Annotated in this window: 10 protein-coding genes and 1 pseudogene; 2 read left to right on the top strand and 9 right to left on the bottom strand. The window is 66.3% G+C overall.

Annotation, left to right across the window (positions count from 1 at the left end; translation table 11 throughout):
* Positions 1-106 precede the first annotated feature (106 nt).
* The 4 genes from G5S35_RS32405 to G5S35_RS32390 are packed head-to-tail and all read right to left on the bottom strand — an operon-like array spanning position 107 to position 5429.
* Positions 107-736: a DUF2894 domain-containing protein gene (locus G5S35_RS32405; RefSeq protein ID WP_183040512.1), complete on the bottom strand. Its 630-nt coding sequence runs from the start codon at positions 734-736 to the stop codon at positions 107-109.
* Positions 729-1382: an OmpA family protein gene (locus G5S35_RS32400; protein WP_183040511.1), complete on the bottom strand. Its 654-nt coding sequence runs from the start codon at positions 1380-1382 to the stop codon at positions 729-731. The genes G5S35_RS32405 and G5S35_RS32400 overlap by 8 nt, the downstream gene beginning before the upstream one ends.
* On the bottom strand, positions 1379-4537 hold the full coding sequence (locus G5S35_RS32395) for a DUF802 domain-containing protein (protein WP_183040510.1): 3159 nt from the start codon (positions 4535-4537) through the stop codon (positions 1379-1381). Before G5S35_RS32395 ends, G5S35_RS32400 begins: the two co-directional genes overlap by 4 nt.
* Before the next feature lie 10 nt (positions 4538-4547).
* Complete coding sequence (locus tag G5S35_RS32390) at positions 4548-5429, bottom strand: DUF3348 domain-containing protein (protein ID WP_183040509.1); 882 nt, start codon at positions 5427-5429, stop codon at positions 4548-4550.
* Positions 5430-5697: 268 nt separating this feature from the next.
* Here G5S35_RS32390 and G5S35_RS32385 point away from each other — a divergent pair, with 268 nt between their 5' ends.
* Positions 5698-5934, top strand: coding sequence for a type II toxin-antitoxin system Phd/YefM family antitoxin (locus G5S35_RS32385; protein ID WP_065057893.1), 237 nt, complete (start codon positions 5698-5700; stop codon positions 5932-5934).
* Positions 5934-6311: a type II toxin-antitoxin system VapC family toxin gene (locus G5S35_RS32380; RefSeq protein WP_110326438.1), complete on the top strand. Its 378-nt coding sequence runs from the start codon at positions 5934-5936 to the stop codon at positions 6309-6311. The genes G5S35_RS32385 and G5S35_RS32380 overlap by 1 nt, the downstream gene beginning before the upstream one ends.
* Positions 6312-6371: 60 nt before the next feature.
* Here G5S35_RS32380 and G5S35_RS32375 read toward each other — a convergent pair whose 3' ends face one another.
* The 5 genes and pseudogenes from G5S35_RS32375 to G5S35_RS32355 all read right to left on the bottom strand — a co-directional run bounded on the left by G5S35_RS32375 (position 6372) and on the right by G5S35_RS32355 (position 12901).
* The gene (locus tag G5S35_RS32375; protein ID WP_065057895.1) at positions 6372-7223 is read right to left on the bottom strand and encodes a carbohydrate ABC transporter permease; all 852 of its coding nucleotides are present in this window, start codon (positions 7221-7223) and stop codon (positions 6372-6374) included.
* Between the two features lie 24 nt (positions 7224-7247).
* On the bottom strand, positions 7248-8234 hold the full coding sequence (locus tag G5S35_RS32370) for a carbohydrate ABC transporter permease (protein ID WP_231957420.1): 987 nt from the start codon (positions 8232-8234) through the stop codon (positions 7248-7250).
* Between the two features lie 93 nt (positions 8235-8327).
* Complete coding sequence (locus G5S35_RS32365; RefSeq protein ID WP_110326434.1) at positions 8328-9581, bottom strand: ABC transporter substrate-binding protein; 1254 nt, start codon at positions 9579-9581, stop codon at positions 8328-8330.
* A gap of 82 nt (positions 9582-9663) precedes the next feature.
* Positions 9664-11660 (bottom strand): annotated as a pseudogene (locus G5S35_RS32360) (beta-galactosidase).
* Between the two features lie 83 nt (positions 11661-11743).
* Positions 11744-12901, bottom strand: coding sequence for an ABC transporter ATP-binding protein (locus G5S35_RS32355; protein ID WP_183040508.1), 1158 nt, complete (start codon positions 12899-12901; stop codon positions 11744-11746).
* Positions 12902-13086 lie beyond the last annotated feature (185 nt).

Genomic DNA, 13086 nt, shown 5'->3' with positions numbered 1-13086 from the left:
GTGGCCGGACACTTTAGAGCGGGGGGAATGCACAGAACTGCGCAGAAATGCGCGGATAGCGTGTTCCCCGACGAAGCGGGCCGTGCGTCGGCCGCCCGCTTCGCTTTTACTTCGCGCGGCTGCGCGTGGTCTTCTTCGCGGCGCTCGCGCGCGGCGCTTCCTTCGCCACCGGCGCGTGGCCGCCGTTGAGATCCTCGATCCACGACAGCGCGTCGGCATACGCGAGGAACTGGCGCAGATAGCCCGGCGAGAGTTCGCGCATCAGCAGCAGCGCGCGGTGCACGAGGCTGCTCGAATTCAGCGGGCCGGCGTTTTTCGGCACCTGATCGAGCGACTGCTGAACCTGCTGGTCGGCGCTGAGTTTCGACCAGACGTCGCGGAAGTAGTCGAGCAGATCGGCGGGTGGTCCGTTGCGGGCGTCGCGCGAGGCGTCCGCCGCGAGCGTCGCGAATGCGCGCTGCGGATCGTCTTTGGCGGACACCTCATCCTCAGCGCACGCGGCATGCGTCGCCGCCGCTTGCTCGATTCTCGCCGCGTAATCGGCGATCAGCGTATCGATGCGCGCGTCGAGCACGTGACGCGCCGCGCCGTCATGCGCGCTCGCGCGTTGCTCCAGCGTGTCGATCAGCGCATAGCGCACGGTGTCGAGCCGATCCGCGCCTTGCTCGCGCCACGCATCGAGCGTCGCGCGCGCGGACACCGAGGTTGATGCCGCAACCGGCGTATCGTCATTCATGAGCATTCGCCGCGGGCGCAGCCGAGGCCGGACGCGGCACGGCCGCGATTTCCACACGACGGTTCTTCGCGCGGCCGCTTTCGTCGGCGTTCGAACTGACGGGCTGCTCGGAACCGAACGCCGCCGCGAATACCGAACGCGCAGGCACGCCCGCGTCGATGAACGCGCGCGTCACCGTCAAGGCGCGCTCGGCGGACAGCTCCCAGTTGTCCGCGAAACGGCGATTGCCCGCGTGCACCTGCTGGTCGTCGGCGAAACCGCTGACCATCAGGATCTGGTCGCGGTCGTGCAGATACGCGGCGAGCGGCCCCGCGAGACTCTTGAGCAACTCGCGGCCCTCGGGCTGCAATTGATCGGAGTTCAGCGCGAACAGCACATTGCCGCTGATGCCGATGCGCCCGTTCACGAGCGTCACGCGTCCGGCCGCGAGCGGCCCGGCGAGCGCCTGTTCGAGCGTCTTGCGGCGCTGCGTTTCGATCTGCCGCTGCTTGACCTCGCTCGCGAGCTTCGACGACGCTTCGAGCTGCATGCCGATCACGCCGACGAGGATCAGCACGAACGCGCCCAGCAGCGCCGCCATCAGGTCGCCGAATGCGGCCCAGACCGGCGCGGTCGGCTCCGCGCCGCCGTCGATCTCGTCGTTCATGCGGCTTCAGCTCCCGCCTGAATGCTCAGGCGTTGCAGGTTCTCGACGATCTGCTTCTGCGACAGCAGGCTCAGATCGATCACTTCCTTCGCCTGCGCGACGTAGTAGGCGAGCTGGTCGTCGCTGCGCGCGAGCGACTTGTCGAGCGCGGTTTCAATACGCTGCAACTGCGTCATCAGCTTGTCGTTCGACTCGCCGAAGTGCTGCACGGCCTGGCCGAATGCATCGCCGAGGCTCGCCATTTCGACGGCGCTGCCCGTCACCTGGGCGGCCGCGCCTTCGAGCGTCTGCGCGCCGGTCTCGACCTGCTGATCGAAGCGCGCGCCCACGCGTTCCATGAGACCCGACGAGGTCTGCACGAGCGCGTCGATCGCCGTGCGCTGCTCGGTGCTCGCGTGATTCACGGCGTCGAGCAGCGTGGTGACGGTGGCGAGCAGACGGCCGCGCTCTTCGAGCATCGCGGTGTCCTGAACCATGCTCTCGGAGAGCTTCTGGCGCAGTTCGGCGACGACTTCGGCGGCCACGCGCGGCGCTTCCGAGGCGGCTTCGACGAGGCGCGAGATTTCGGCGATGGTGCCGTTGGCGTGCGCTTCGGTTTGCGTGGCGATATCGGTCGCGGTTTGCGCGAGCGCGTCGCAGATTGCCTGCTGGCGTTCCGTGGCGTGCGTGCTGGCGCGCTCCCAGGCGGCGGCGTTCGCATCGACGAGGCGCGCGATTTCGGCGAGTGTGCCGCTTGCGTGCGATTCGGTTTGCGTGGCGATATCGTTTGCGGTTTTCGCCAATGCGTCGCAAATGAATTGCTGACGCTCGGCGGCTTGCGTGCTCGCAGCTTGCCATGCGTTTGCGTTCGCTTCGGCAGCGCGCGCGATTTCCGCAATCGTGCCGCTTGCGTGCGATTCGGTTTGCGTGGCGATATCGTTTGCCGTTTTAGCAAGCGCATCGCAAATGAATTGCTGACGCTCGGCGGCTTGCGTGCTCGCAGCTTGCCATGCGTTTGCGTTCGCTTCGGCAGCGCGTGCGATTTCCGCAATCGTGCCGCTTGCGTGCGATTCGGTTTGCGTGGCGATATCGTTTGCGGTTTTTGCAAGCGCATCGCAAATGAATTGCTGACGCTCGGCGGCTTGCGTGCTCGCAGCTTGCCATGCGTTTGCATTCGCTTCGGCAGCGCGCGCGATTTCAGCAATCGTGCCGCTCGCATGCGCTTCGGTTTGCGTGGCGATATCGTTCGCGGTTTTCGCGAGCGCATCGCAAATGAATTGCTGACGTTCGGCCGCTTGCGTGCTCGCGGCTTGCCACGCGTTTGCATTCGCTTCGGCAGCGCGCGCGATTTCCGCAATCGTGCCGCTCGCATGCGCTTCGGTTTGCGTGGCGATATCGTTCGCGGTTTTCGCGAGCGCATCGCAAATGAATTGCTGACGCTCAGCCGCTTGCGTGCTTGCCGTTTGCCACGCTTGCGACGCGGCCTGCGCCGTACGCGTGATTTCGGCGATCGTGCTGTTCGTATGCGCTTCGGCGTGCGCGGCGATATCGCCCGCGGTCTTCGCGAGCGCGTCGTACACGGCTTGCTGTTTTTCCGCCGCCTGCGTGCTCGCGGCCTGCCACGCAGCGGAAGCCGACTCGGCCGCGCGCGCGATTTCGGCGATCGCGCCGCTCGCGTGCGTGCCCGTTTGCGCGGCGATCGCGTTCGCGGTCTGTTCGAGCGTCGAGCAGATCGCCTGCTGATGCTGCGTCGCCTGCGCGCTGGCCGTTTGCCATTCGTCGCGCAGCGTCGCGCCCATCGCGCCGAGCGTGTCGGTCCACGCCGCGAGACGCGTTTCGTCGCGCGCGACCAGTTGCGTTTGCAGGTCGGCGTGCGCTTCGTTGACCGCGCGCAGCAGCGCCGACGCGTGCTGTTCGAAGGTCGCCGCCGCCTGCGTGAGCGCCTGCTGGTTGTCGCCCGCGAGCTTTTCGCCCGCGCGCTCCTGACGCGCAAGCGCATCGTGCCAGGCCTGCGAGACTTCGGCGTTCGCGCTGGCGTGGCGCGTCGCCACGTCTTGCAGCAGGCTCGCGGAACGCGCCTCGAAGCTCGCGTTGAAACGTTCGAGCGCGTCGTGCAGATCGCGCGCGAGCGCTTCGCCCGAGCGGCGTTGTTCGGCGAGCGCGTCCGTCCAGATGCCGGCGACGCGCGCGGTGTTGGCTTCGAAGCCCGCCGTGAGCCCGTCGAGCTGGCGCTCGACCGCCTGCGTGAGCGTGCCGTGCAGCGCGGCGCTTTCGCGCGCGAGGCCGGCCATCGTCGCTTCCACGACCGGTGCGAACGCCTGGCCCGCGGCGCGCGCGCTTTCCGCCGCGCTCGACTTGAGCGCTTCGCCAACCGAGGCCGCGAGACGCGTGTAAGTGGCTTCGGCGCTGCCGAGGAACGCCTGCTGGCTCGCGAGCTGACGCTCGCCTTGGGCGGCGCCCTGGCGTTCGATGGCCTGCATCATCGATTCGAGGCGTTCGACGAGCGCGGGCATCGCTTCGGCCTGGCGCTGCATCAGCGCGAAGTTGGCTTCGCGCTGATGCGCGTGCGAGAACGGGCGCAAGGCGGTCGCGACCTGCGCGTCGAGGCGCTGGGCGGCTTCGATGCGTTCGCGGCGGCACAGCGCGGAAAGCAGGCCGAGCATGGCCGAGCTGGCCACGCCCGCGATCGAGGTGCCGAATGCGAAGCCGAGGCCGCGGATCGGCGCGGACAGCGCGGCGCGGATGGCGTCGAGATCGGTGGCGCCGTCGAGCGCCGCGCCGGTGCCGCGCAGCGTGTTCACCATGCCGAGCAGCGTGCCGAGCATGCCGAGCAGCACCAGCATGCCGACCAGATAGGGCGTCAGCGACGGGCCGGGCAGCGCGGCGCGCTCGCCTTCGACGCGTGCGCGCACGGCGCTGCGCAGACTCGGATGCAGCGTGTCGAGCCAGCCGCCGAGGGTGGCCGGCGGTTTCGCGAGGCCGCTGACGGCCTGAGCGAGCGTCGCCGTGGCCTTGCGGTAGCGATGCAGTTCGAGCGCGCCGCCCACGTAGAAGGCGCCGATCAGCACGGTGACGGCGAGCGCGGGCGTGTTCGTGCCGGCGTAGCCGGCGGCGATCCAGCACACGGCGACGAGACCGGCGAGGAACACAACGAGATCGATTCGAAGTCTGGACATAGTGCTTGGGCTAGCGGGCGCGAAGGGCGGCGATGAGCCCTTCGACCGGTTGAAACCGAACATCCAGTTCGGCGAGCAATACGCTCTGCATATCCTTGCGGAACGTGTCGAGCCAGGCCTGCGGGCCGGGCGCGCCACGGTCGGCGGGCGATTGGGCGGCGGCGCCTGCCGGGGTGTCGGCGGCTGGCGTGGCTGCGGGTGCTGCGGTTGGCGCTTGGGTCGGTGCTTCCGCCTGCTTTGTGGCGTCGGCTTGCGCCTCTAACTCAGCCTGCGCTGCTTTCGCGGCCTTGCGCAGACGCTCGAAATGCGCGCCCAGCAGGCCCGGCACCGTACCGAGCAGGCTGCGTTCACGCGCAGCGAGCGAGCGCTCCATGGCGGCGTCGAGCGTCGCGAGCTTCGCCATCGGCGCCGATTGCACGGCGAGGCGGCTGCGCAGACGCGTGCGCAGGTCGCCGATGTCGCTCTCCATCTTCTGCTGCAGCGCGAGGTAGCACTGGCGATAGAGCGCGAAATCGGCGGCCATCTCGGGCGTTTCCGGCACCTGTGCGCGCGCCTGCGCGAGCGCCGCGCCGCGCAGCGCGCGTTTGGCGGGCGCGAGCAGGGCGTCGCAGGCAATCGCCTTCGAGAGCGCGGAACGCAGTTCGAGACCGCGTTGCGCCTCGTCGGCGCCATTCGTGCGCGCGCCCGCTGCCGCCGCCATGCTCGCGGCAGGCGCGGACAGCACCGTCGAGAGCGCGATCGCGTCGGTCCAGCCGAGCCATTGGCTCAGCCGGTCCGCGAGCGGCTGCTCCGACGCGAGCACCTCGGTTTCACCGAAGCGCGCCAGAATGCGAACGAGGGCCGGACCGCTTAGCGACGTGCGCTTAGCCGGGCCTTGCGGGGGAGGGACCATACCACAACAGGCAAAAAAGGCAGCAGTTTACACGGCGGCGCACCGGGCTTCGCGGTTTTGCGCGTGGGCGCGCGACGAGCATCTCGCCGGCGCGCGCTAAGCTGCTGTTTTTGTAGGCTTTCGGCGCTGTCAAGTCCGTAAAGTCCGGAGCGCGGTTAGGGAGTGCGGTAAATGGGGGCCGGTAAGGTTACCCATTCGGCCAGGTTGTTTGGCGGCCAGGAGTGGACTAAGATGGACTAACTTCCACGGATTTCAGACGAGCGCCGCCATGTCCACGGTCAACATTCACGAAGCGAAAACGCATTTCTCGCGGCTCGTCGACGCCGCCGCGAACGGCGAGGAGATCGTGATTGCCAAGGCCGGCAAGCCCGCCGCGCGGCTCGTGCCCATCGAGCCGCTGAAGGCCAGACGCCGGTTCGGCGGCATGAAGGGCGAGATCCGGATTGCGGACGACTTCGACGCCCCGCTGCCCGACCACGTCATCGCCGATTTCGAGGGCCGCTAATGCGTTTGCTGCTCGATACGCATGTCTATCTGTGGGCGCTGATGGACGACCGGAAGCTGGGCAAGGCGGCGCGCAAGCTGATCCTCGACGCCGATGAGGTCTACGTCAGCAGCGCGAGCATCTGGGAAGCGTCGATTAAATCCAGCCTCGGAAAGCTCGACGTGGATATCGAACAGCTCGTCGAGCAGATCGAGGCAAGCGGTTTCCGGGAGTTGCCGGTGCGCGCGCTGCATGCGGCCCGCGTGCGCAGCCTGCCCGACATTCATCGCGATCCATTCGACCGCATGCTGGTTGCGCAGGCGCTGACCGAACCGCTGCGGCTCATGACCGCCGACGCGCATCTGTCGAAATACACCGAACTGGTGTTGTCCGTTTAGGCACGACCAGGCGGCGCTGTGTACGCGCGCCGCCCGCTCCCCTCCACACTCACCCCGCATTCACCCCTTCGTCGCCCCGAACGTCAGCCCCGCGACGAAGTGCTTCTGCATCGCGAAGAACATCGCCACCGAAGGCAGCGCCGCGAGGATCGAGCCCGCCGACACCAGATTCCACGCCGTCGTCCATTGACCCTTGAGCGCGGCCACGCCCACGGTGATCGGCGCGGCGTCGTCGCCTTGCGTGAGACACAGCGCCCAGAAGTAGTCGTTCCACACGAACGTGAACACCAGAATGCCGAGCGCCGCGAGCGCCGGGCGGATCAGCGGCAGGATGATGCGGAAGAACACGGTCCATTCGTTCGCGCCTTCGATGCGCGCCGCTTCCACCAGTTCGAACGGCAACTGCTTGATGAAATTGCGCAGGAACAGCGCGCAAAAGCCGGTCTGAAACGACAGGTGAAACAGAATCAGGCCGCCCACGCTGTTATAGAGGCCGAGCTTGAGCGTGAGGTCGCGCACCGGAATCATCAGCACCTGGATTGGCACGAAATTGCCCGCGACGAAGGTCGCGAACAACGCTGAATTGCCCGGAAAGCGATAGATCGCGAGCGCGAAACCGGCCATCGCCGCGAGCGCGATCGCGCAGACCACCGAAGGCACGGTGATCAGCACGCTGTTCCAGAAGTAATGGAGCATCGGCGAGGCGGTGAGCGCTTCGCGATAGTTGTCGAACATCGCGAAGTGGCGCGGCCAGCCCCAGTAATTGCCTTCGTTGAGTTCGTCGGTGGAGCGCACGGACGTCATCAGCACGGCGAGCATCGGCAGCAGCCAGATCACGAGCGCGATCGGCAGCGAGAGCTTGTAGAGCCGGCGCGGCGCGGGCTTCCATTTGTCGACGGGAATCGGAAACATGAGCGTGTCCTCGGTTTGGCTCGATCAGTGCTCGTTCTTCAGCAGACGGCGCAGGTGATAGACGATGTAGAGCAGCATGATCGCGAACAGCACGACGGCGATCGCGGCGGAATAGCCGAGCCGGTAATACTTGATGGCCTGGTCGTACATGTAGTACGCGAGCACCGTGGAGCTTTCGAACGGGCCGCCGCCCGTCATCACGGAGATCAGGTCGAAGCTGCGCAGCGCGCCGATGATCGTCACCACCACGGCCATGAAGGTCGTCGGGCGCAGTTGCGGCAGGATCACGTGCCACAGCAGCGACCAGCCCTTCGCGCCTTCCATGCGCGCGGCTTCGATCTGCTCGCTGTTGAGCGTCGTGAGACCGGTCAGGTAGAGGATCATGCAGTACGCCGTCTGCGGCCAGAGCGCCGCGAAGATGATGCCGGGCGTGGCGTAGTGCGGGTCGCCCAGCACCGGAATGCCGTGGCCGAGCAGCAGCGCGAGCAGGCCGAAGGTGGGATCGTAGAACCACGAATACACGAGCCCGACCACCACGCCCGAGAGCACGAAGGGCGCGAAGAACAGCGACTTGACGATGCGGATGCCCGGCACCGCCTGGTTCAGATAGAGCGCAATGGCGAGCCCCATCGGCGGCGCGAGCAGAAAGAGCGCGAGCCAGATGACGTTGTTCTTCAGCGCGGTGTAGAAGGTGGGCGCGTGAAAGAGTTCGACGTAATTGGCGAGGCCGACGAAACTCGCGTCGCTCATGCCGTCCCAGTTGTAGAACGAGAGGCGGATGGTCGAGAGAATCGGCCAGACCACGTAGATCGCGACCATGATGCAGGCGGGCGCGAGAAAGAGGCACGCGGCGCGGCGCTGGCGGCGCGCGGTGGGCGAAATGCGCCGGTTCGGTCGACCGGCGGCGGGCGCGGTGCGCGGCGCGTTCGAGTGGCCGTTGCCGGAACTCGACGCACCCGAAGGGCCGGACGCGTTGGGCGTGTCGTGCGAGGCACGGATCGTTGAAGTCACGGGGCGAACCACCACAAACCTCCAGTGCGAATCATGAGGCGGCGCGCGGCATGCAGCCATCGCGTGGGCATCGCGCGCGCCGCCGCCATCGGCTTACTTCTTGTAGATACGCTTGCGCGCGTCTTCGAGCTGCGCGAGGATCGAATCGATCTTCGTCGGATCGGCCATGAATTGCTGCATGCCCTTCATGCCTTCGTCGGCCATTTCCTTGGTCATGTCGCGATCGTAGAACTGCGCGATGCCGCCCTTCGTGTTCGCGAGAATCTGGAAGCCGATCTTCGAGATCGCGTCTTCCGGTTCCGGCGACTTGCTGTTGGCCGACAGCGAGCCCAGACCCTTCGCGAGCTGCGCGCCCACTTCAGGCGTTTCGGCGAAGGCGAGGAACGCGTGCGCGTCGGCCTTGTTCTTCGCTTTCGCCGGAATATGCAGCGATTCGACCGGACCGTCCTCGGCCGTCGGCACATTCGAGTCGATGATCGGGAACTGGAAGTAGCCCATCTGCTGCTTCACCGTGGGGCTGAAACCGCCCGTGATGAAGGTGCCCATCAGCATCATCGCGGCCTTGCCCTGGAACAGGAACGGCTGCGCGGCGTCGAGGTCGTAGGACAGCGAGTTGTCGATGAAATAGCCGGCGTCGAGCAGTTGCTTCCACGTTGTGTAGACCTTCTTCACGCGCGGGTCGGTGTACGGCACTTCGCCCGCCATGAGCTGCTGGTGGAACTTGTTGCCGTTCAGGCGCAGGTCGAGATAATCGAACCAGCCCGCGAGTGTCCACGCGTCGCGTCCGCCCACGGCGATCGGCGTGATGCCGGCGGCTTTGAGCTTCTTGCAGTCGTCGAGAAACTCGTTCCAGGTTTTCGGCTCGTTCGCGATGCCGACCTTCTGGAACAGGTCCTTACGATAGAACATGCCCCACGAGTAATAGACCGTGGGCGCGGCGTACTGCTTGCCGTTGTACGTGGACGATTCCTTCGTCGACGCATACATCGTGTCCCAGCCGTTCTTCTGCCAGTCGCCGCTCAGGTCTTCGAACAGGCCGCGCTTCGCGTAGAACGCCATGCGCTCGCCGTTGTGCCAGTTCACGATGTCGGGCGGCGCGGTCGTGAGCCAGTTCGGCAACTGCACCTTGTACGCTTCCTCGTCGACGAACGACACCTTCACGTCCGTGCCGGGGTGCGTCTTCTTGAACTCGTCGATCACCTGAGTCCACACGGCGCGCTGGCTCGCGCCCTTGAACGCGATGTTCACTTCGAGCGTGCCGGCTTGTGCCGGGGTCGCGAGCGCGCCCGTGAACGCGGCGGTCGCGAGCGCGACGGCGACGAGCAGGGTGCGGGGTTGCATGGTCATGGCCTGTCTCCTTGGTTTTACGTCGTTGTCAGTGCTGCCGTTTGTGTCGAAAAGTGTCGAAAAGTGCTGAATGCCCTGCGTTTTATGCTGCTGCCGAGCGATACGCCGAGACGCCCTGCGGCTCGATCGCGCGCGTGCCGATCACGAAGTCGCTATCGGGGATCGCCGCGTCGATCGTGTGCGTGCCGGGGCCGTAGTTGAAGACCCACGTGAGGCCGCCGCGACGGCTCACGCGCACGGCGTCGCCGAGCGGCGTGGGGGCGAGTCCCGCTTCGCTGGCGATCCGCGCGAACAGCGCCTGGGTGGCGTCGTCGTCGAACAGACTCGCGAGATAGTGCACCGCGCCGTGCTTCACGTAAGCGGGATGGCCGTCGGCGAAACGCGCGCGGACTTCGCTCGCGCCGTCCTGCGCTGCATCGCTCGATTCGCTCAATTCGACCAGATCGCGCCAGTGGCGGGCGTGACCCGTTTGCGCGCCGAACGCGACCGGTTCGGTCACATTGGGACGCAGCGATTCCACGCGCCACACGCGCACCGGCAGGAGCGACGCGAGCGGGCCCGGCGGCAGATTCGCGGGAATCTGCAGATCGACGGTCTTCGAGCCGGTACGCGGACCGACGATCACCTGCGCGCCCGACTGCGCGAGACGCTGCGCGAAGTCGTCGGGCAGCACGGGCAGCGGCGGCACGACCACGAGCTTGTAGCCGTCGAGCGGCGCATGCGCGGACACGATGTCGACGTCGAAACCGAGCGAGCGCAGCGCCGAGTAATACTCCACGGCAAAGCGCGGATAGTGGAAGTCCGCGCCTTGCGGATGCACTTCGAACAGCCACTTCGCTTCGTAATCGAACACCAGCGCGACGGGCGTTTTTACTTGCGCGTTCGCATCGGCTTGCGCGTCGGCGAGCACGGTGCGGATTTCCTCGGCCACGCGCGCGGCTTCGCTGCCGCCGATATCGAGCCGGTTGTCGGGCGTGTTCAGCCCGGCATGCATCTGCTCCTGCGCGAACGGCGCCTGACGCCAGCGGAAATACGACACGCAGCCCGCGCCGTGCGCGAACGCTTCCCAGCTCCACAGGCGCACCATGCCCGGCAGCGGCGCGGGATTCCACTGCGCCCAGTTGACGGGGCCGGGCTGCTGCTCCATCACCCAGAACGGCAGCTTCGACATGCCGCGATACACATCGTGATTGAACGACGCGAAGTCGGGATGGCCCGTGCGCAGATAACGCGCCTTCACGTCCGGCGCATACCACTGCTCCTCGAGCGCGCCGAGCGGATAGCTGTCCCACGATGCCACGTCGAGATCGGCGGCCACCTTGTAGTGATCGAACTCCGTGAACAGCTGCATGAAGTTGTGCGCGATGGGACGGCCCGGCGAATGCGCGCGGATGATGTCCACCTGCATGCGGTTGTAGCGCTGCACCTCGTCGGACGCAAAGCGGCGATAGTCGAGCCGATGCGAAGGATGCGCTTCCGTGACGGTGCCGATGGGCGCGTCGATCTCGTCGAAACTGCGGTACTCCATGCTCCAGAACACCGCGCCCCACGCCGTATTGAGCGCGCCGATGCTGCCGTAGCGCGCCTTGAGCCACTCGCGAAAACGCTTCACGGCTGCCGGCGAATAGCTGACGACGGTGTTGTGGCAGCCATATTCGTTATCGGTCTGCCAGTAAGCGACGGCGGGATGCTGGCCGTAGCGTTGCGCGACCGCTTCGCAGATGCGCTTCGACGCCTCGTAATACTCGGGCGACGAAAAATCATAGTGACGACGCGAGCCGAACGCGCGCACGCGGCCGTCCGCGCCCACGGGCAGAATCTCCGGATGGCGGTCGATCAGCCACTTCGGCGGCGTGGCCGTGGGCGTGCACATGACCACTTTCAGGCCCGCGTTGCCGAGCGTGTCGACGGCGCGGTCGAGCCAGCCCCAGTCGTATTCGCCGGGCGACGGTTCCATGCGGCTCCATGCGAATTCGGCGATGCGCACCTGCTCGATGCCGAGCGCCTTCATGCGCGCGGCGTCGTCCTTCCACATCGCTTCCTGCCAGTGCTCGGGTAGTAGCAAACTCCAAGACGCATTGCGGTGTCCTCTTTTCGTTGGGTTCGTGCGCGCGTTCCGAATCGATACGGATTCCTGATCGATCGAACGCGTGCGCGTGGATTCAGGCGTGAGTCTCGACGGTGTCGAGCGGCGCGACGGCGAAACCGTCTTCCGCGAACAGATGGCAGAGCGCGGCGCTCGCGCGGAAATGCGCGGTGTCGCCGGAACCGAGACGCGCGTCGCCGGGCGCCTTGGCGATCAGCACCGCGCCGCCGGGCTGGTCCAGATGCACGTAGCTGTGCTCGCCGAGCGCTTCCACGAGCGTGACCTTGCGCGTGAGCGCGAGCGTGCCGGCTTGCGGCGCGGCGGCTTCGTGCACGGGTTCGAGATGCTCGGGCCGCACGCCGAGCGTGACCGGCGCGCCCACCGCGAGCGTGCCGCCCTGGCGCGGCAGCGTGAGCGTTTCGCCGCTGCCGTCGAGCGTGACGCTCACGCCGTTCGTGTCGATGGCGGTCACCGTCGCGGCCAGAAAATTCATGCGCGGCGAACCGATGAAGCCCGCCACGAAACGGCTCGCGGGCCGGTGATACAGATCGAGCGGCGCGCCCACCTGGGCGATGCTGCCATATCGTTCGGTATCCTGACCGCTGTGCAGCAGCACGATCTTGTCGGCGAGCGTCATCGCCTCGATCTGGTCGTGCGTGACGTAGACCACGCTCGCTTCGGCGAACTGCTTGTGCAGGCGCGCGATTTCGATGCGGGTCTGGCCGCGCAAGGTGGCGTCGAGATTCGACAGCGGTTCGTCGAAGAGAAACACGCCCGGTTCGCGCACGATCGCGCGGCCGATGGCCACGCGCTGGCGCTGGCCGCCCGAGAGCGCTTTCGGATGGCGTTCGAGCAGCGCTTCGAGCTGCAGAATACGCGCGGCTTCGCGCACCTTGCGGTCGATATCGGCTTTCGGGGTTTTCGCGAGCTTCAGGCCGAAGGCCATGTTCTCGTAGACCGTCATGTGCGGAAAGAGGGCGTAGCTCTGGAACACCATCGCCACGCCGCGCTGCGCGGCGGGCACGTCGTTCACGAGTTTGCCGCCGATCGACACGTCGCCGTCGGTGACGTCTTCGAGTCCCGCGATCATGCGCAGCAAGGTGGATTTACCGCAGCCCGAAGGTCCAAGAAACACGCAGAATTCGTTTTTGCCGATCTCCAGATCGACATCGCGGATCACCGGCGCGTTGTCGCCGTAGGCCTTCTGCACGCCTCTCAAGGAAATGCTCGCCATGCGTCCCGTCTCCATGTTTTAATCGGCACGAAGCGGAGATTAAGCGCTTAATCAGGCAACCGAAAAAAATCGATCGTGGGCGCGATCGCAGGTTGCTTGTCTCCGGATTCGTTTTGAATGCGAGGTCTATGGTGCCGTCGCCGCATGCGATCAGGCAAATGTTGAAACGCATTCCCATATATTGA

This window comes from Paraburkholderia tropica (assembly GCF_014171495.1).
GTDB classification, from domain to species: domain Bacteria; phylum Pseudomonadota; class Gammaproteobacteria; order Burkholderiales; family Burkholderiaceae; genus Paraburkholderia; species Paraburkholderia tropica.
This window is presented reverse-complemented; position numbering and strand designations above follow the sequence as displayed.